The 18,897-nt window shown below is 59.8% G+C and carries 15 protein-coding genes and 2 tRNA genes; 12 read left to right on the top strand and 5 right to left on the bottom strand.

The features are described from left to right. The first annotated feature begins 61 nt into the window (after positions 1-61). From NA8A_RS08590 to prfB, 3 genes are all read left to right on the top strand, one after another. Positions 62-1,273 (top strand): N-acetylmuramoyl-L-alanine amidase, encoded by a 1,212-nt coding sequence (locus NA8A_RS08590; protein WP_240532759.1) that lies wholly within the window; start codon positions 62-64, stop codon positions 1,271-1,273. 339 nt (positions 1,274-1,612) lie between these two features. Next, entirely contained in the window at positions 1,613-4,069 is a 2,457-nt protein-coding gene (locus tag NA8A_RS08585) for a penicillin-binding protein 1A (protein WP_009450032.1), read from the top strand. 118 nt (positions 4,070-4,187) lie between these two features. Further along, positions 4,188-5,319, top strand: a protein-coding gene (prfB, locus tag NA8A_RS08580; RefSeq protein ID WP_143087962.1) for a peptide chain release factor 2 whose coding sequence is annotated in 2 segments (ribosomal slippage) — positions 4,188-4,253 and positions 4,255-5,319 — 1,131 coding nt in all. Because the reading frame shifts where the segments join, the coding sequence is not laid out codon by codon here. Between the two features lie 169 nt (positions 5,320-5,488). Here prfB and NA8A_RS08575 read toward each other — a convergent pair. Both NA8A_RS08575 and NA8A_RS08570 read right to left on the bottom strand, forming a co-directional pair. Beyond that, entirely contained in the window at positions 5,489-6,157 is a 669-nt protein-coding gene (locus NA8A_RS08575; RefSeq protein ID WP_009450030.1) for a hypothetical protein, read from the bottom strand. Positions 6,158-6,404: 247 nt separating this feature from the next. Continuing rightward, positions 6,405-6,480: transfer RNA gene (locus NA8A_RS08570), tRNA-Val, on the bottom strand. Positions 6,481-6,664: 184 nt separating this feature from the next. Between NA8A_RS08570 and NA8A_RS08565 the strand changes: the two genes are divergently transcribed. Both NA8A_RS08565 and NA8A_RS08560 read left to right on the top strand, forming a co-directional pair. After that, positions 6,665-6,741, top strand: a tRNA-Asp gene (locus tag NA8A_RS08565). A gap of 166 nt (positions 6,742-6,907) precedes the next feature. Beyond that, positions 6,908-7,300, top strand: a complete 393-nt coding sequence (locus tag NA8A_RS08560; RefSeq protein ID WP_009450029.1) for a barstar family protein — start codon at positions 6,908-6,910, stop codon at positions 7,298-7,300. Positions 7,301-7,360: 60 nt separating this feature from the next. Here the strand turns inward: NA8A_RS08560 and NA8A_RS08555 are convergent, their stop codons facing one another. The 3 genes from NA8A_RS08555 to NA8A_RS08540 form a co-directional block, all read right to left on the bottom strand. Beyond that, complete coding sequence (locus NA8A_RS08555; RefSeq protein WP_009450028.1) at positions 7,361-9,103, bottom strand: pilus assembly protein TadG-related protein; 1,743 nt, start codon at positions 9,101-9,103, stop codon at positions 7,361-7,363. Between the two features lies 1 nt (position 9,104). Beyond that, positions 9,105-9,533, bottom strand: coding sequence for a TadE/TadG family type IV pilus assembly protein (locus NA8A_RS08550; RefSeq protein ID WP_009450027.1), 429 nt, complete (start codon positions 9,531-9,533; stop codon positions 9,105-9,107). Positions 9,534-9,965: 432 nt separating this feature from the next. After that, positions 9,966-11,171, bottom strand: a complete 1,206-nt coding sequence (locus NA8A_RS08540) for a winged helix-turn-helix domain-containing protein (protein WP_009450026.1) — start codon at positions 11,169-11,171, stop codon at positions 9,966-9,968. A 370-nt stretch (positions 11,172-11,541) separates the two neighbouring features. On the opposite strand from NA8A_RS08540, the gene NA8A_RS08535 reads away from it, so the two are divergent. From NA8A_RS08535 to nuoG, 7 genes are read left to right on the top strand one after another with little or no spacing between them, the layout of a single operon-like run. After that, positions 11,542-11,907 (top strand): NADH-quinone oxidoreductase subunit A, encoded by a 366-nt coding sequence (locus tag NA8A_RS08535; protein ID WP_009450025.1) that lies wholly within the window; start codon positions 11,542-11,544, stop codon positions 11,905-11,907. Continuing rightward, positions 11,898-12,476 (top strand): NuoB/complex I 20 kDa subunit family protein, encoded by a 579-nt coding sequence (locus NA8A_RS08530; protein ID WP_009450024.1) that lies wholly within the window; start codon positions 11,898-11,900, stop codon positions 12,474-12,476. The genes NA8A_RS08535 and NA8A_RS08530 overlap by 10 nt, the downstream gene beginning before the upstream one ends. 8 nt (positions 12,477-12,484) lie before the next feature. Next, positions 12,485-13,087, top strand: a complete 603-nt coding sequence (locus NA8A_RS08525) for an NADH-quinone oxidoreductase subunit C (protein ID WP_009450023.1) — start codon at positions 12,485-12,487, stop codon at positions 13,085-13,087. Between the two features lie 17 nt (positions 13,088-13,104). Beyond that, positions 13,105-14,295: an NADH-quinone oxidoreductase subunit D gene (locus NA8A_RS08520; RefSeq protein WP_009450022.1), complete on the top strand. Its 1,191-nt coding sequence runs from the start codon at positions 13,105-13,107 to the stop codon at positions 14,293-14,295. Continuing rightward, positions 14,296-15,450 carry an NADH-quinone oxidoreductase subunit E gene (locus NA8A_RS08515; protein WP_009450021.1) on the top strand — a complete coding sequence of 385 codons (1,155 nt, stop codon included), beginning with the start codon at positions 14,296-14,298 and terminating at the stop codon, positions 15,448-15,450. Positions 15,451-15,462: 12 nt separating this feature from the next. Then, positions 15,463-16,767: an NADH-quinone oxidoreductase subunit NuoF gene (gene nuoF, locus NA8A_RS08510; protein WP_009450020.1), complete on the top strand. Its 1,305-nt coding sequence runs from the start codon at positions 15,463-15,465 to the stop codon at positions 16,765-16,767. A 48-nt stretch (positions 16,768-16,815) separates the two neighbouring features. After that, positions 16,816-18,897, top strand: a complete 2,082-nt coding sequence (nuoG, locus tag NA8A_RS08505; protein ID WP_009450019.1) for an NADH-quinone oxidoreductase subunit NuoG — start codon at positions 16,816-16,818, stop codon at positions 18,895-18,897.

Raw genomic sequence — 18,897 nt, 5'->3', positions numbered from 1 at the left:
CGCCTTTCCATACCAAATGGTCCCTGATTCGACGATGTCCCTGGCGACGCACCGGAGAAACATGGTTTTGAACAGAACGGCGATGTTCATGGCGGCGCTCCTTGCCGCACTTTTTCTGTGCATGCTTTCCGCGCGTGCCGAGGACAAGGCCTTCAAGGCATTCGACTACAAGATGGCAGGCGATCAGCAATATACGCGGATCGTCATGCATTTCGATCGTGACCCGGGCGCCAGATGGTTCCTGCTGCGTGATCCCTATCGGCTCGTGCTCGACCTGCCGAAGACTGAATTCGCTTTCGATCAGCGCGAGCTGGAAGCGCGCGGCCTTGTAAGCGCGGTTCAATACGGCGCCCTGGACGAAAAGCGGGCGCGTATCGTCTTCAGGACAGTGGGGCCTTTTGCCGTAGAAGCCGTCGAAACCGTCAAGAACGAGAATTCCGAAGGATATCGCCTGATGATCGGCCTGAAGGCCGCTTCACGCAAGGATTTCGATATTGCCCTGCGCAACAGCATGGGCGGGAGTGCGAGTGGGGCTGATGCGTCCGGGCTTAAGGCGCCTGTCGATACCGTGGAGCAGGACGAGCGCTTCACCGTCGTGCTCGACGCGGGGCATGGCGGAGCGGATGGTGGCGCGCGCGGCATCAACGGAACGGTCGAGAAAACGATCACGCTTCTTTTCGCGTTGGAATTGAAGAAAAAACTTGAAGAAACAGAACGTTACAAGGTTGTCCTGACTCGCGACGCGGATCGTTTCCTGCGCCTGGATCAGCGCGTGCGTATCGCGCGCGAACATGACGCCGATCTCTTCATCTCCATCCATGCGGATGCAATCGGGCTGCGCAACATGCGCGGCGCGACGGTCTATACTGTCTCGGACAAGGCGTCCGATGCGGAGGCCGCTGCCACTGCTGCGCGCGAAAACCTGTCCGATGAGATCGCGGGCATGGTTGTGGAAGAAAGAAAGGATGAGGTCGAGGATATTCTCGTTGAGCTCATTCGCCGCGAAACGCACGCTTTCTCGATCCGCTTTGCCCGCAATCTGGTCGGCGAGCTGTCGCATACGCTTCACATGGTCAACAATCCGCATCGCTATGCCGGATTTCGCGTCTTGCGCGCTCCCGATATCCCTTCGGTTCTTCTTGAACTGGGATATCTTTCGAATGAGAAGGATGAAGCGCAACTGCGCGATCCGGCGTGGAGATCGAAGACAATGGATGCAATCGTCACCGCAATCGGTTATTTCGCGAAGGCGAGGGCCGGGGCAGGTGGTTGAAGTGCCTATACTGCCTTGGAGCCGTTGCGTTTCTGCAACGTGACGTGGTTTAATGACGATCTGTTACAATCGCGATTCAATCGCCGTATTTTGCCCACAAGGCTGAGGCAAAAGCATGGGATATTATTGGTCCTCCGCATTACAGGGTGTCCGGCCGCGCCGCATGGCTTAGGCGGGGTTCTCCGGGCGGGGGCTTTGGGCAACCGGCCTGTCCTTATCGGGCGGCTGAATGCGACAGGGGCGCTCCGGCTGGACGGTACCGCTCCTGCGCGACTTGAGTGGAAAGGCATCGCAGCGCGCAACGGGTGGCAGCGTGGCGATGCATGAATTGGAGCGGGCATGATACGTCTGATCGGATATTTCTTTGGCGTCGGCATTGTGCTCGCCTTGCTGGTGGCTGCCGGCATCGCTCTTTATGTGAGCGACCTCACCAAGGACCTGCCCGACTACGAGGTGCTCGCCAAATACGAGCCGCCGGTAACGACCCGCGTTCATGCGGGCGATGGCGAGCTCATGGCCGAATTCGCCCGTGAGCGGCGCCTTTACCTGCCGATCCAGGCAATCCCCGACCGCGTCAAGGCGGCGTTTCTTTCTGCCGAAGACAAGAATTTCTATACGCATCCCGGCATCGACGTGACGGGTCTCGGCCGTGCCGTGCTGACCAATCTGCGCAATTTCGGTTCCGGCCGGCGTCCTGTCGGCGCTTCAACGATCACCCAGCAGGTGGCGAAGAACTTCCTTCTCAGCTCCGATCAGACCATGCAGCGCAAGATCAAGGAAATGGTCCTCGCCTTTCGCATCGAGCAGGCCTATTCCAAGGATCGAATTCTCGAGCTCTATCTCAACGAGATTTTCTTCGGTCTCGGTGCCTATGGTATCGCGGGTGCGGCACTCACCTATTACGACAAATCGGTCAACGAACTGACGCTTGCCGAGGCCGCCTATCTCGCTTCGCTGCCCAAGGGGCCTTCGAATTACCATCCTTTCCGCAACACCGACCGTGCGATCGAGCGCCGCAATTGGGTGATCGATCAGATGGTGGCCAATGGCTATGCCACGCGTGAGGAGGGAGACAAGGCCAAGGCAACCGGCCTCGATGTGAAGCCGCGCCGCGGCGGCAGCTATCTTTTCGCCAGCGAATATTTCACCGAGGAAGTCCGCCGCGATATCATCGCCCGCTATGGCGAGGACGCCCTTTATGAGGGTGGCTTGTCGGTGCGCACCACGCTCGATCCGAAGCTGCAGCTCTATGCCCGCAAGGCACTCCAGAACGGCCTTTTGCGCTACGACACGCTGCGTGGCTACCGCGGTCCGGTCAATACGATTGACGTCTCCGGCGATTGGGGGGCTCCGCTTGGCGAGGTTGACGGGTTGAGCGACGTGCCCGAGTGGCATCTGGCCGTGGTGCTTGGCACCGAGGATGGCAAGATTTCCATCGGCCTGAAGCCTGATCGCGAAATTTCCGGAAAGCTGTCGGAAACGCGCGAAACCGGTACCATCGCGGCCGAGGACATGCAGTGGGCGATGCGCCATGTGGTCGACGGCAAGCGCGTTAAGGCGAAATCCATCGAGGATGTGTTGAAGCCCGGCGATGTGGTGTTCGTCGAAAAGAAGAAGGACACCGAACGCTCTTGGCAGCTTCGCCAGCCGCCCGAGATCGAGGGAGCCCTGGTGGCCATGGATCCGCATACCGGCCGCGTGCTCGCGATGGTCGGCGGATTCTCCTACGCCGAATCCCAGTTCAACCGCGCAACGCAGGCCTATCGCCAGCCGGGATCCGCCTTCAAGCCGATCGTCTACGCTGCCGCGCTCGACAATGGCTATACGCCGGCCTCCGTGGTGCTGGATGCACCCATTTCCATCCAGGTGGGCAACAGTGTCTGGGAGCCGAAGAATTACGGTGGCAAGTCCGCGGGTCCCTCGACACTGCGCGCTGGCATCGAGCGTTCGCGCAACCTGATGACCGTGCGCCTGGCGAAGGACATGGGTATGAACCTCGTTGCCGAATATGCCGAGCATTTCGGCATCTACGACAAGATGCTGCCTGTGCTCGCCATGTCCCTCGGCTCCGGTGAAACGACCGTCATGCGCATGGTTTCGGCCTATGCCGTCTTCGCCAATGGCGGCAGGCAGATCACCCCCTCCTTGATCGACCGCATCCAGGACCGCTACGGCAAGACCGTCTACAAGCACGATCGCCGCGAATGCGAGGGCTGTGTCGCTCCCGATTGGGAAGGGCAGGCCGAACCGGAGATCGTGGACGATGCCGAGCAGGTGCTCGATCCGATGACCGCCTATCAGATCACCTCCATGATGCAGGGCGTGGTTCAGCGCGGCACCGCGGTGACGGTTTCCGAGCTCGGTCGCCCGATTGCCGGCAAGACCGGCACCACCAACGATGAAAAGGACGCCTGGTTCATCGGCTACACGCCCGACATCGTGGTTGGCGTCTTCATGGGTTTCGACACGCCACGCCCGATGGGGCACGGCTCGACGGGTGGCGGTCTTGCCGCACCGATCTTCAAGGATTTCATGACCAACGCGCTGAAGGACATGCGCCCGGTCGACTTCCAGGTTCCCGAGGGCATGAAAATCATCCCCATCGATCGCAAGACCGGTATGCAGGCTTCCGCGGGGCAGCCTGGCGTCATCATGGAAGCCTTCAAGCCCGGAACGGGTCCGGCCGACAGCTACTGGGTGATCGGCATGGAAGACCTGGAAGGCCAGGGCGGCCCCAGGGCCATCTCTCCGCAGGCCAACCGCGCCATCAGTTCCGGCGCCGGCGGGCTCTACTGACCCGCCCTGTCATCTCCGGCATGCCTGCTTTACAGCGGCGGGCATGCCTCTTATGTTCCGGTCCGATTCACAGGGTCTGACCCAAAGCAATCCTTTTAATCCGGGGTGTTGATCTGCCATGCGTGCGGAGACCGAAAATCTTGTCGACGAAATCAAGCAGGCCATAAGCCTGCTGAGGAGGCATCTTTGACTGGGACGAGGCGGTAAAGCGACTCGACTATCTCAATGCCCGCGCCGAAGAAGGCGACCTGTGGAACGATCCGCAGGAAGCTCAGAAGCTTATGCGCGAACGGCAGATGCTGGATGACGGCATCAATGCCGTGCGCGGTTTGTCCGCCGCGCTTGAGGACAATGTCGGGCTGATCGAGCTCGGCGAGGAAGAAGGCGACGACAGTGTCGTGCGCGAGGCTGAAGCGGCGCTGAAGGCGCTGAGCGAGGATGTCGCGGCGCGTCAGGTGGAAACGCTGCTCTCCGGCGAAGCGGATAGCAACGACACCTATCTGGAAGTCCATGCGGGCGCCGGCGGTACGGAGAGCCAGGACTGGGCCCAGATGCTGCTGCGCATGTACACGCGCTGGGCCGACCGTCACGGCATGAAAGTGGAAGTGCTGGAAATGCATGACGGCGAGGAAGCCGGCATCAAGTCCGCAACGCTTCTCATCAAGGGGCGCAATGCCTATGGCTGGCTGAAGACGGAATCGGGCGTGCATCGTCTCGTGCGCATTTCGCCTTTTGACAGCAATGCCCGCCGCCACACGTCATTTGCCAGTGCCTGGGTATACCCGGTGGTCGACGACACCATCGCGATCGATATTCCTGAATCGGAAGTACGCATCGATACCTATCGCGCTTCCGGTGCGGGCGGTCAGCACGTCAACACGACCGATTCTGCCGTGCGCATCACGCATATTCCCTCCGGCATCGTCGTGCAGTGCCAGAAGGAGAGGTCGCAGCACAAGAACCGTGCCACCGCATGGGAGATGTTGCGCTCGCGCCTCTATGAGGAAGAGCTGAAGAAGCGCGAGGAAGCTGCGAGTGCGACTGAAGCGAGCAAGACCGATATCGGCTGGGGCCACCAGATTCGCTCCTACGTGCTTCAGCCCTATCAGCTCGTGAAGGATCTGCGCACCGGTGTGGAAAGCACCAGCCCGCAGGACGTCCTGGATGGCGATCTCGACACCTTCATGGAAGCTTCCCTGTCCCAGCGTATCGAAGGCGGTGCGGGGGCTGAGGTCGAGGATATCGATTAGGGCACCGTGCAGTCAGGTGGAAGCACCTGACGTCCGCATATTGCGGCAGGCAGTATGATGAAACGCCGTGCGTTCAAGTGGATGCACGGCGTTTTCTTTTGATGCGGGCTGTGAGGGCGTTTTGGTAGCCCACATGCGGGCTGCCACCCCCAATGCCCATGCCCGTTGCTCACTCCAGATGCCCGCCTGCTGCGCCGATGATTTCAGCCAAGGGAGACCGGGCGGGCACGGGACGCTTTCTGAGCAGCGAGTTCCATAGATGGATCGCGATCGTTCGATGCGTGGTGATGTCCTTCAGCGACAATCCGGGCTCGAACAGGAGATTCGTATTGCCGTAGGAGAGCGGGTAGAGGAAATCGATAGGCAGAGCCTGGTCGCCGAGCTCCATTTCCGCAATCAGATGCGTCAGCAGCATAGGGCCGATTGTGCCCCAGGGCATTTTCGTTACTGGCTTTGCAATCCCCAGGCGCTTGCGCCAGCGGAGCTTTTCCTTGCGGCTGCGCTTGAGCCATGGCGGGATGAAGGTGGGGTCTTCCGCAGCCTTGCAAAGCGCTTGCAGCAAGGCGCACTGCGCCGGCATTTTGAGCACGGCGCCATTGATGCTCGTGTCGTTTTCCCAACCGAAGAGATATTCCGTGTCGGGCAGGGGGCGCAGGCAATAGACATCCGCATCGATCCACGCCCCCATATCGGCTTGCAGCATCCTATAGCGATAGATGTCGGAGGAAAGCGCGTAGCTCTGTTTCCAGTGTTCCCGGCGCAGCTCATCCTGTTTCATGAGGCGCGCTGCATCGAACAGTTCCACCCCGGTCGGCGTGTCCTGCGGTGGTTCATACACATGCAGGATCACCCTGTGCCCATGGCGCAGGAATGAATTCAGACACGCGGTGTGCAATACCCCCAGTCTCGGCCCGACCCACAGGCTGTTGACCGTGCAAGGTCCTGATTGATGTTTCATCCCCGGTCCCACCCGTATGCGGAGTAATTCACACGCATGAAGATGAAAACTCAAGGCCTGAGCGCGCGCGTCGGAAAAACGACGGGCTTGGTCCCGGCTATCCGGTGGGCATGATCAGGCGAGGGAATGGTGGGCGATGAGAGACTCGAACTCCCGACATCTTCGGTGTAAACGAAGCGCTCTACCAGCTGAGCTAATCGCCCATTCCAAGCGGTTCGTTTAGGGTGTTCGCGGCCTGATCGCAAGCGAAAATCGGTTTCCACAGGGCCATTCAAACTAATCGCAACAAAGTCTGATAAAGCGTGCGAACCCTGCTTGACAGCACCTCAAGAACCGCCTAATTCACCGCCCAACGACGCGTTGCTGCTTCGGCACAACGCCTCAAGCGCGGGTGTAGCTCAGTTGGTTAGAGTGCCGGCCTGTCACGCCGGAGGTCGCGGGTTCGAGCCCCGTCACTCGCGCCACTTTCCAAGCCTTGGAAAGTGGCCAGCGCAAAAGCCGAAGCGGCATTTCAACAAATCCCCATGATTTTCAGTGTAGACGCGCGGTTTCTTCATGTCGTGCTGCAAGCTATGCCGAATCGGTCGTTCTTTGATTCGACGAGCAAGGCCGGAATTCGGAGAAGCCGAAATGACTGCGACATTCACGATAGAGGGCAACGCCATTCGCGATATTCAGTCATTCTATGACGAGATCAACCGCCTCTTCATGGCGAATGAGGACTGGGAGCTCGGTCCCAGCCTGGATGCCTTGAACGACCTGCTTTACGGCGGCATTGGTACGCTCGAGGCGGGAAAGCCGGTGCGGATCGTTTGGCGGGACATTGAAAGAAGCAGGCTTGCTCTTGGTGTCGAGGCAACCCGCGCCCACCTGCGTCGGAAGCTGCTGCAACCAAAGACTTACGATGCCCGGCGCATGGCAAAAGAGCTTGCTGCGCTCGATGACGGTTCGGGCCCGACCTATTTCGACACGATCATCGAGATATTCGCCCAGCATCCGCATATCGAGCTTGTCGCGGCCTGATGATCGAACGCAAAAAAAAGCCCCCGCGTAAGGGCGGGGGCCTGAGTTGCGGACCTGCTGTTACTGAACCAGAACGGGCCGCTGGCAACTCACGCCAGTCACACGGATATCCGCCTCGCCGACCTTTACGCCCACCAGCGCCAGCACGTTGTAGAGAAGGGTGTCGATCGGAGCGGTGACATTTGCCAAAGTCGCCGAGAGCGCGGCCTTCAACAGGGGCTCAAGGCCGAGAGACAGCGTCAGCACTTTCACATCCAGATCGAGATTGTTGATCAGCGTTGAAGTTGTCGAGCTCAGTATGTCCTTTGTCGACACCGATTTGACGCGTGCCTGCGAAATATCCGAGCTTGAGAAGTTGAGCCGCGAAATCGAGAGGTTCTTGGCCTCGGTGTGGGCCATTCCCGAAATCTTCACGAGACCGATGGCGTTCACCAATTCGGCCTTTGTTACCCGTGCATCGTCTGAGAAATTCGACAGAACCGAAGGATTGACATCGCCGACGGCAAGTTCAAGCACTCCCGGCACGGCATCTATTGCCACTGTGCCGCTATTCTTCGAACTGTTGCTGCATTGGATATCGGCAATCCGCGCCTCCGCATGGGCGACCTCCACATAAAGGGGCAGTCGGATCTTGGTTCCGGCAAGAAGCTGAAGCCCGTCCACGCTCACTTCCAGCGTCAGTCGCGTCTGGGCCGTGCGCACGGCGGTTCCGATTGGGGCAAGTGCATGGCTCGGCGTGCCGACCGGCGGTTCGCCGATGGCGATGTTGAGCTTGACGCCCGCCAATCCCGGAAGATTGAGCCCGGTATTGATGCTTATCTGATTGGTACCGTTGGAAAGCGCCACCGCCGCGGTCACCATTTCCAGAGCTCCGATCTTCATGTCCCAGGGGGCATCGGTGGCAATCGTCAGCGGTCCCTTCGGGTCGAGGTTCAGGAGTTGCTCCAGCTTGAATGTGCGGTTGTCCTTCGAGGTGATGGTCTCAAGGGTGCGCAAAACCGTTTGCACGGTCGGCGGCACGCCACTCGTCAGGCGCATCGACGAGAGGAGCTGCGGAAGCGTCAGGTCTGTCGACAGGATTTCATCATAGGTGAGGGCGGTCAGGTTCAGCCTCGTCGCCAGCACATTGATGAAGGACAGGACATTCACATCGGCATCGAGCAGTGCCTCGTAATCCATGACTTTGAGCGACACGGTGGTGCCAAGCATGGCGCCGAGGAGGCTGTTGAGAATGCCCCCGTCGAGGCTTGCAAGGCGCGACCCTACCGAGAAGCCGGCAAGCTTTTCGGCAGATGAAGTTCCTTCCGCGCTCAATTCCGGCGCGGAACTGAACATCTTGCCGAAATAGAGGTCTCCCTCCTTGCGTATCATGACCTTGGCCGCATCCGGCGACGTGTTCATGGCGACGAAGCGCATATTCGTATCAATCGAAGGGTCAGGATAGTACCGGCCCAGTATAAGATGCGCTATTCCGCCTTTCGCATCGGCGACATATTCCTCACGAGGGATCAAATCGTTTCCAAGAAGAAGACCGTTGCTTGTCTCGACGGCAATCTTTTCATTGTTCAGTGCGAAGAATTGGGCGACAGCCTTTTCTGCATTTTTGATATCGGCGGCTGCAATGATCGAGGCAAGATCCGCAGTCTTCTGAAGCTTGCGCTGCTGAAGTGTCAGATTGCCATAGTCCACGCCGAGCGCCAGGCAGCCGATCATGATTGGCATGAACAAGGCAAAGAGCGTCGCCGTATTGGCGCTGCGGTCGGAAATGAGCTTGCTGACGGCTTTGGGGACACGCAACATCATGTCATATCCCTCCCAGCCGGATTGTTGAGAAGCCCTTGATTTCCTTGTCCGGCATGGCGAACGCGTAGAGCGACCAGATCGGCAGGTCCTCCGCGTTGTAGGACAGCGTAACGGTGAATTGCCCAGGATTTGCCGGGTCATCAGTGGTCAACACGCTGAGTTTCTGCGCATTGATGAACGGATGTCTGAGCGTCGACTGCTGAATGTAGTTCCGCGCCAGATATTGCCGTTCGGTCAGCGATAGGCCGGCAACGGCGGCTCGCGCCGCATCGGCACTCAATTGTTGAACGGAATGCGCGGCTCCCAGATAGATGCCATAGGCAATCATCGAAAAGACGCTCATGAAGAAGACGGGGGCAATAATGGCAAATTCGAGCGCCGCTGCACCGTCTGTCTTACGGATAAAACTGAAGAGGGATTTCCTTCTCACAACACTTACTCCCAAGCCCTGTGAGAAGGATTCAGGAGGAGAAATAAAAAAAGTATAAACTGGAAATTAGACTTGTATATACAATTTATGCAATCAAAGGTTACAAAAAATATTTTTAATCAACCTAAGATTATCATTGAAAATGACGATACACAACAACTTATGGTGTTGCAATAGGTATTTTATATTTGGATCATCGATCCGAAAAGCCCCGAATAACCTTGAGAATCAAGCCTTGCAGGGTCTGCATCTTTGGATTGAAGTTGAGAAAGAAAAAAATCGGTACATCCGTCTTGCTGAAAAAGCATTCGTTCCAGTTGGAGGAGAAAATCCGCCTGTATTCGGAAAAAATTTTTTCTGAAATCGTTCGTCATTCAAAAGCTACATACAAATCTGCGCCGTCTCTTTCACCGATCTGGCCGGTCCGCGGAATCAGCTTTCCAGATGGGCTTGCAGTATTTTGTCGAATTCTCCCCGTCCTTTTACCTCGATCTGATCGAGGCTGAGCCACTGGCACATTGCTGAGAGATTTTCCGCCAGGGCATCGACCGTATGTTCGGGCGCACCTTTTTCGCGATGTGCCGATTGAACGAGAAGCTTCCGGCCCGCCCGGTCCGCCTTCAGGTCAAGACGGGCCGCGATCCTGTCTCCAAGGAGGAAGGGCAGCACATAATAACCGTGAACGCGCTTGTGCGCGGGCGTATAGATTTCGATCCTGTAGCGGAAGCTGAAGATGCGCTCGGCGCGCGATCGCTCCCATACGACCGGATCGAAGGGGGCAAGCAGTGCCGAACGCTCTATTCTTCTGGGAAGGCGGGCGTCGCGATGGAGATAGGCCTGCTGGCGCCAGCCCTTGATCTCGACGGGAATGAGGGTGCCATCTTCCACCAGTTCGGGAATGCGCGGCGCCGCGTCGCTCGCCGAAAGCCGATGATAATCGCGCAGGTCCTGCTCGCTCGCCACGCCTAGCGAACGGGCGGCGAGGGCAAGGAGACTGCGATGGGCCTCTTCGGTCGAAGGCGTGGGGGTGTCGAGCACCGATGCAGGCAATACACGCTCCGGCACGTCATAAAGACGCTCGAAGCTGGGTCGGCGTGAATGGGTGGTAATCCGGCCGGCCCAGAACAACCACTCCAGGGCGCGTTTTGTGTCGCTCCATCCCCACCAGCCGCCGCTGCCCTTTTCTCCCTCGAAGTCTGAGGCGGCGAGGGGGCCGCGCATTTCAACCTCCCGAAAGAGCGCTTCGATGAAATCGCTGCGCGTTCGTGCGAAATGAGCAAGCCCCTTGTAGATGCCTTCGCCACGCTCCGCCCGCTGCATGCGCCAGCGAAACAGCGGCTGCATTTCCACCGGCAGCAGCGAGGCTTCGTGAGCCCAGTATTCGAACAGCATGCGCGGCTTGCGACCCTGTGCGCGGTCGAGAAGATCGAGCGGGTAGGGGCCGAGGCGCGAAAAGAGCGGCATGAGATGGGCGCGCGCGATCACGTTGACGGAATCGATCTGCAGCAGTCCCGTGCGTTCGATCGCGCGCCGCATATGATTGCGTCCGACCTGCGAAACAGGCCGCCTGTCGCCAAATCCTTGAGCGCCAAGGGCAATTCGCCGCACCTCGGAGGATGTCAAACGGTCTGCTCGCATCAGTTCATGCCTCTTCTGGTGCCTTTCGCTCAAAAAGAGTTAACCGCTGCTGCAAGGCGGTGCCACCCGTTTCGAAGGCGGTTGCGTGAGTCTCCTGACAGTGGATAAAACATTCTGTGGGGGCGTGAATGATGTGAAAACATGCTGCACGGACGGGGTGCCGAAAGGCATTATTTGCGTCATTCGGTGACTAAGCGACGCACAATGCCGTAATCTCGCCAAGGTTTGACTTGCGTCGCCAAGCGCCCTGCGCTAACCCTCGCCGCGTTGCAACATGAGCCAGCCTTGCCGCCTCGGCTGAAGAGCGCAAAGGCCGGTCTCGGGCCTTGATACGCAGCCTCGCCCGCGGCGGGCAACGGAAAGTCGGACCATGAATGAGCTTCTGAGTTCATACCTGCCTATCGTGATCTTTATCGGCGTCGCGCTGGTCGTGGCGCTTGCGCTTGTGGTGGCGCCATTCCTTGTTGCCTACCGCAATCCGGATCCTGAAAAGCTGTCGGCCTATGAGTGCGGGTTCAACGCCTTTGACGATGCGCGCATGAAATTCGACGTGCGTTTCTATCTGGTCGCGATTCTGTTCATCATTTTCGATCTGGAAGTCGCCTTCCTTTTCCCGTGGGCTGTTTCTTTCGGCGAGATCGGCTGGCTCGGTTTCTGGTCCATGATGGTCTTCCTCGGGGTTCTGACCATCGGCTTCATCTATGAATGGAAGAAGGGAGCGCTGGAATGGGATTGAACCAGGGCAGCACGCTCATAGCACCCGAGCCCAAGGGGCTCATAGATCCCCGCACTGGCAATCCGGTTGGTGCGGACGATCCGTTTTACACGGGGCTCAACAACGAACTGTCCGACAAGGGCTTTCTGGTCACTTCTTCTGAGGCGCTGATCACCTGGGCGCGCACCGGCTCCCTGATGTGGATGACCTTCGGTCTTGCCTGCTGCGCTGTGGAGATGATGCATATTTCCATGCCGCGCTACGACGCGGAGCGGTTCGGCATCGCGCCGCGGGCCTCGCCGCGCCAGTCCGACGTGATGATCGTTGCGGGCACGCTGACCAACAAGATGGCGCCGGCGCTGCGCAAGGTCTACGACCAGATGCCCGAGCCGCGCTATGTCATCTCCATGGGCTCCTGCGCCAATGGTGGCGGCTATTATCATTATTCCTATTCGGTGGTGCGCGGCTGCGATCGCGTCGTGCCCGTCGACATCTACGTGCCCGGCTGCCCGCCCACCGCGGAAGCGCTGCTTTACGGCATTCTTCTCCTGCAGAAGAAAATCCGGCGCACCGGCACGATCGAACGATAGAGGCGGATATGAGCGAAGCGCTGAAGGACCTGGCGGCTTACGTCACGGAAAAGCTCGACGCGCAGATTCAGGATGCGGTGGTCGCCTATGGCGAGCTGACTTTCCTGGTCGAGGCGGGCGATATCGTGGATGTGCTCAATTTCCTGAAGAACGACGTCCAGTGTCAGTTCTACGCCTTCATTGACATTTCTGGCGCCGATTATCCGGCCCGCGAGAAACGTTTCGAGGTGGTCTACCATCTTCTGTCGCCGCGGCAGAACCAGCGCGTGCGCGTCAAGCTGTCTACGGATGAGGACACGCCGGTTCCCTCCGTTGTCGAAGTTTTCCCCGCCGCCGACTGGTTCGAGCGCGAGATTTACGATCTTTACGGCGTCCTGTTCACCGGCCATCCGGACCTGCGTCGCATTCTCACGGACTATGGTTTCGAAGGGCATCCGCTGCGCAAGGACTTCCCGGTCACCGGTTTCGTCGAGGTTCGCTACGACGACGATCTCAAGCGCGTCGTCTACGAGCCGGTCGAGCTCAGGCAGGAATTCCGCAATTTCGATTTTCTCTCGCCCTGGGAAGGCACGGATTACGTGCTGCCGGGCGATGAGAAGGCGAAAGACTAGAGGTTGGGCCGCGTCATATGCCTGAAACATCCGTCCGCAATTTCAACATCAACTTCGGCCCTCAGCATCCGGCGGCCCATGGCGTTCTGCGCCTGGTGCTGGAGCTCGACGGCGAGGTGGTGGAACGCGTCGATCCGCATATCGGCCTCCTGCATCGCGGCACCGAGAAGCTGATCGAGCAGAAGACCTATTTGCAGGCCGTGCCCTATTTCGACCGGCTCGACTATGTCGCGCCGATGAATCAGGAGCATGCTTTCGCGCTCGGCGTCGAGCGTTTGATCGGTATCGATGTTCCCAGGCGCGGCCAGCTCATCCGTGTTCTCTATTCGGAGATCGGCCGCATCCTGAACCATCTCCTCAACGTCACTACGCAGGCCATGGACGTGGGCGCGCTCACCCCGCCGCTGTGGGGCTTCGAGGAACGCGAAAAGCTGATGGTGTTTTATGAGCGGGCCTGCGGCGCGCGCATGCACGCGGCTTATTTCCGTCCCGGCGGTGTCCATCAGGACCTGCCTGAAAAGCTGATCGAAGACATCGGCAACTGGATCGATCCGTTCTTCAAGACGCTGGACAATCTCGACAATCTCCTGACGGGCAACCGCATCTTCAAGCAGCGCAATGTCGATATCGGCGTGGTGACGCTGGAAGAAGCATGGGCCTGGGGCTTCTCCGGCGTCATGGTGCGCGGTTCGGGCGCTGCCTGGGATCTGCGCAAGAGCCAGCCCTATGAGTGCTATCCGGAGATGGATTTCGATATTCCGGTTGGCAAGAACGGCGACTGCTACGATCGTTATCTGATCCGCATGGAAGAAATGCGCCAGTCGGCGAAAATCATGCGTCAGTGTGTCGAGCTTCTTCTCGGCAAGGATCGTGTCGGCCCCGTTTCCAACATGGATGGGAAGGTCGTTCCGCCCAAGCGCGGCGAGATGAAGCGCTCGATGGAAGCGCTGATCCATCACTTCAAGCTTTACACCGAAGGTTATCACGTGCCCGAGGGTGAGGTTTATGCGGCCGTCGAGGCGCCCAAGGGCGAATTCGGCGTCTATCTCGTCTCCGACGGTTCCAACAAGCCCTATCGCTGCAAGTTGCGCGCTCCGGGCTTCGCCCATCTCCAGGCCATGGATTTCCTGTGCCGCGGTCACCTTCTGGCCGACGTCGCCGCCATTCTTGGCTCCCTCGATATCGTGTTTGGTGAGGTAGACAGATAAATGTCAGTCCGCCGTCTCGCAGACGAAGCCGTCCAGCCTGCTTCCTTCGCCTTCTCCCGCTCCATGAGCGGGGAGGTGAAGCGCTGGATCAAGAAATACCCCAAGGGCCGCGAGCAATCCGCTGTGATCCCGCTGCTCATGCTGGCGCAGGAGCAGGAAGGCTGGGTCACGCGCGCGGCCATCGAGCATGTAGCCAATATGCTGAACATGCCGCTGATCCGCGTTCTGGAAGTGGCGACTTTCTATACCCAGTTCCAGTTAGCGCCCGTCGGCACCCGCGCCCATGTGCAGGTCTGCGGCACAACGCCCTGCATGCTGCGGGGCGCGGGCGAACTGATCGACCTGTGCAAGAGCAAGATTCATCCCGAGCCGTTCCATCTGAACGAGGGCGGCACGCTTTCCTGGGAAGAGGTCGAATGCCAGGGCGCCTGCGTGAACGCGCCGATGGTCATGATCTTCAAGGACAGCTATGAGGATCTGACGCCCGAGCGCCTTTCCGAGATCATCGACGCCTTCGAGGCGGGCAAGGGCGACACCGTCAAGCCGGGCCCGCAGATCGACCGCATCTATTCCGCTCCGAAGGGCGGATTGACTGCACTGACCGACGAAAAGGCCGTCACCGGCAAAGGACGCGGCAAGGCTGCTGGCACTGCCAGGGCGAGCGCTGCGAAGGTGCCCCCGTCCAACGCGGCAAAGCCCAAGACGGATGCCATCGAGACCGCGAAGGCCGTCGCATCGCCATCGCCTGTGAAGACCGATGAGGCCGCGGCCCGCAAGGCTCCTGCCAGGAAGACACATGCAAAGAGCGCTCCGGCTGTTGCAAAAGCTTCCCCCGCGAAGGCTGCTGCAGCAAAGGCTGCCAAGCCTTCTCTCGAGGACAAGAACCGCCCGCAGGGCATTGCCCGACCGGTCACACCCGACGATCTCAAGATGATTTCCGGCGTTGGTCCCAAGATCGAAGGCATCCTGCACGATCTGGGCATTTTCACCTTCGCTCAGGTTGCGGCCTGGAAAAAGGCCGAGCGTGAGTGGGTCGACGGATATCTGAGCTTCCACGGCCGTATCGAGCGTGAAGACTGGGTCAAACAGGCCAAGGCGCTCGCCAAGGGCGGCGAAGCCGAATACATCAAAGTTTTCGGCAAGAAGCCGCGGTAAGGGACGTAAGCCATGCTAGCTGACAAGGACCGCATCTTTACCAATATCTACGGCCAGTTCGACCGGTCGCTGAAGGGCGCGATGGCGCGCGGCCACTGGGACAACACCAAGGGGCTGATCGAGAAGGGGCGTGACTGGATCATCAACGAGATGAAGGCCTCGGGCCTGCGCGGTCGCGGCGGCGCGGGCTTCCCGACCGGTCTCAAATGGTCCTTCATGCCCAAGGAACCGGGCGAGCGTCCGCATTACCTCGTCGTCAATGCCGACGAATCGGAGCCTGGCACCTGCAAGGACCGCGATATCATGCGCCACGACCCGCATACGCTGGTCGAGGGCTGCCTGATTGCCGGTTTCGCCATGGGGGCCCATGCCGCCTATATCTATGTGCGCGGCGAGTTCATTCGCGAGCGTGAAGCCCTGCAGCGCGCCATCGACGAATGCTATGATGCGGGCCTGCTCGGCAAGAACAACAAATGCGGCTGGGACATGGACGTTTTCGTCCATCACGGTGCCGGCGCTTATATCTGCGGCGAGGAAACCGCGCTGCTCGAAAGCCTTGAGGGCAAGAAGGGCCAACCGCGCCTGAAGCCGCCATTCCCGGCAAATGTTGGTCTCTACGGTTGCCCGACCACGGTCAACAACGTTGAATCCATAGCCGTTTCGCCGACCATCCTGCGTCGTGGCGCGTCCTGGTTCTCTTCCTTCGGGCGCGAGAACAACAAGGGCACCAAGCTCTTCTGCATCTCCGGACACGTGGAAAACCCGTGCACGGTGGAAGAGGAGATGTCCATTCCCTTCCGCGAACTGATCGAGCGCCATTGCGGCGGCATTCGCGGTGGCTGGGACAATCTTCTGGCGGTCATTCCCGGCGGATCCTCGGTGCCGCTGGTGCCTGCTGCCGAGATCATCGACACGCCGATGGATTTCGATTCCCTGCGCGCCCTGCGTTCGGGTCTTGGAACCGCGGCCGTGATCGTGATGGACAAGTCGACCGACATCGTGAAGGCGATTGCCAGGCTCTCCTATTTCTACAAGCACGAGAGCTGCGGCCAGTGCACGCCGTGCCGCGAGGGCACGGGCTGGATGTGGCGTGTGATGGAACGTCTGGTTGTCGGCCAGGCTCAGAAGCACGAGATCGACATGCTGCTCGACGTGACGAAGCAGGTGGAAGGCCACACGATCTGCGCCCTTGGCGACGCGGCTGCATGGCCGATCCAGGGCCTCGTGCGCCATTTCCGGCCTGAGATCGAGCGGCGCATCGATGAATTTACCCGCAACGCGCACCAGGCCCGGCCGGTGCTCGTGGCGGCGGAATAAAATACAAGTTTTGCTCCGGAAGGGGCGAGAGGTAAGCGGACAGCGACCATGGCAAAACTGATAGTTGACGGCACGGAGATCGAGGTACCCGATCACTACACGCTGTTGCAGGCAGCCGAAGAGGCTGGCGCGGAAGTGCCGCGCTTCTGCTTCCATGAACGCCTGTCGATTGCCGGCAACTGCCGCATGTGCCTCGTCGAGGTGAAGGGTGGGCCGCCCAAGCCGGCCGCTTCCTGCGCCATGGGCGTGCGCGACCTGCGTCCCGGCCCGAACGGCGAGCCGCCGGAAATCTTCACCAACACGCCGATGGTCAAGAAGGCCCGCGAAGGCGTGATGGAATTCCTGCTCATCAACCATCCGCTGGATTGCCCGATTTGCGACCAGGGTGGCGAATGCGACCTGCAGGACCAGGCGATGGCCTTCGGCGTCGATTCCTCACGCTACCATGAAAACAAGCGCGCGGTTGAGGACAAATATATCGGGCCGCTCGTCAAGACGATCATGACGCGCTGTATCCATTGCACGCGCTGTGTTCGCTTCACGACTGAAATTGCAGGTATTTCCGAGCTTGGCCTGATCGGCCGCGGCGAGGACGCCGAGATCACGACCTATCTCGAGCAGGCCATGACGTCCGAGCTCCAGGGAAATGTCATCGACCTTTGCCCGGTCGGCGCGCTGACCTCGAAGCCCTACGCCTTCCAGGCGCGTCCGTGGGAATTGAACAAGACGCAATCCATCGATGTGATGGATGCCGTTGGCTCCGCGATCCGCGTCGATACGCGCGGCCGTGAGGTGATGCGTGTCATGCCGCGCGTCAACGATGCGGTCAATGAGGAGTGGATCTCCGACAAGACGCGCTTTATCTGGGACGGGTTGCGCACGCAGCGCCTCGACCGTCCCTATGTGCGCCGCAATGGCCGTCTCCAGCCGGCAAGCTGGGCGGAAGCCTTCGACGCCGTGGCAAAGGCCGTTTCAAAGGCTGCTCCCGAAAAGATCGGCGCCATTGCCGGCGATCTGGCCAGCGTCGAGGAGATGTTCGCCCTCAAGAAGCTGATGCAGGCGCTTGGCTCCGCAAATTACGATTGCCGCCAGGATGGCGCAGCGCTCGATCCCTCGCTCGGTCGTGCAAGCTATGTCTTCAATCCCACGATTGAGGGTATCGAGAATGCGGATGCGCTTCTGATCGTGGGCTCCAACCCGCGTTTCGAGGCGTCCGTACTGAATGCGCGCATCCGCAAGCGCTGGCGCATGGGTGATTTCCCCATCGGCGTCATCGGCGACATGGGCGAGCTGCGCTATGACTACGAAATGCTTGGCGCCGGGCCCGAGACGCTCAAGGAGCTGGTTGAGGGCACTCACAAATTCGCTTCCGTTCTGAAGAAGGCGAAGCGCCCGATGATCCTGGTGGGGCAGGGTGCCCTGTCGCGTTCGGATGGTGCCGCGGTTCTGGGGCTCGCCGCCAAATTGGCCGGCAATGTGAAGGCTGTTTCGCCCGAGTGGAACGGCTTTGCGGTGCTCCACACCGCTGCAAGCCGCGTCGGCGGCCTCGACCTCGGCTTCGTGCCGGAGAAGGGCGCCAAGGACGCCGCCGGCATGATGGGCGCCATGGATGTGCTCTTCCTCCTCGGCGCTGACGAGATCGACATGAATGCCATTGGCGAGGCCTTCACCGTCTATATAGGCACCCATGGTGATGCCGGCGCACACCGCGCGGACGTGATCCTGCCGGGCGCTACCTATACGGAAAAGTCGGCCACCTTCGTGAACACCGAAGGCCGCGTGCAGATGGCCAACCGGGCGGGTTTCGCTCCCGGCGAGGCCAAGGAAGACTGGGCGATCCTGCGGGCGCTCTCCGACGTGCTCGGCCACAAGCTGCCATTCGATTCGCTGAATGCGCTGCGCGCCGGCCTCTATGCCGAATATCCCCACTTCGCCGCCATCGACACGATTGCGCCGGCCGATGGGGCAGCGGTGGAAAAGGCTGCCAAGCTGGGTGGCCGCTTGACCAAGGCTCCCTTCGCCTCCGCGGTGAAGGATTTCTATCTCACCAATCCGATCGCGCGCGCCTCGGCCGTCATGGCCGAATGTTCGGCGCTTGCGCGGGGCGAAATGAAACAGGCGGCCGAGTAG

Origin of the sequence: Nitratireductor indicus C115, assembly GCF_000300515.1 — a bacterium.
Taxonomy (GTDB): domain Bacteria; phylum Pseudomonadota; class Alphaproteobacteria; order Rhizobiales; family Rhizobiaceae; genus Nitratireductor; species Nitratireductor indicus.
Note: the sequence above shows the minus strand (reverse complement) of the source record. Positions and strands in the feature narration are given on the sequence as shown.

Excerpts from the sequence above, each read along its gene's own strand:
- NA8A_RS08585 (WP_009450032.1), top strand. The coding sequence starts at position 1,613 with ATGATACGTCTGATCGGATATTTCTTTGGCGTCGGCATTGTGCTCGCC.
- nuoG (WP_009450019.1), top strand. The coding sequence starts at position 16,816 with ATGGCAAAACTGATAGTTGACGGCACGGAGATCGAGGTACCCGATCAC.
- NA8A_RS08515 (WP_009450021.1), top strand. The coding sequence starts at position 14,296 with ATGTCAGTCCGCCGTCTCGCAGACGAAGCCGTCCAGCCTGCTTCCTTC.
- NA8A_RS08555 (WP_009450028.1), bottom strand. The coding sequence starts at position 9,103 with ATGATGTTGCGTGTCCCCAAAGCCGTCAGCAAGCTCATTTCCGACCGC.
- NA8A_RS08520 (WP_009450022.1), top strand. The coding sequence starts at position 13,105 with ATGCCTGAAACATCCGTCCGCAATTTCAACATCAACTTCGGCCCTCAG.
- NA8A_RS08540 (WP_009450026.1), bottom strand. The coding sequence starts at position 11,171 with ATGCGAGCAGACCGTTTGACATCCTCCGAGGTGCGGCGAATTGCCCTT.
- NA8A_RS08535 (WP_009450025.1), top strand. The coding sequence starts at position 11,542 with ATGAATGAGCTTCTGAGTTCATACCTGCCTATCGTGATCTTTATCGGC.
- NA8A_RS08525 (WP_009450023.1), top strand. The coding sequence starts at position 12,485 with ATGAGCGAAGCGCTGAAGGACCTGGCGGCTTACGTCACGGAAAAGCTC.
- NA8A_RS08590 (WP_240532759.1), top strand. The coding sequence starts at position 62 with ATGGTTTTGAACAGAACGGCGATGTTCATGGCGGCGCTCCTTGCCGCA.
- NA8A_RS08530 (WP_009450024.1), top strand. The coding sequence starts at position 11,898 with ATGGGATTGAACCAGGGCAGCACGCTCATAGCACCCGAGCCCAAGGGG.
- nuoF (WP_009450020.1), top strand. The coding sequence starts at position 15,463 with ATGCTAGCTGACAAGGACCGCATCTTTACCAATATCTACGGCCAGTTC.
- NA8A_RS08560 (WP_009450029.1), top strand. The coding sequence starts at position 6,908 with ATGACTGCGACATTCACGATAGAGGGCAACGCCATTCGCGATATTCAG.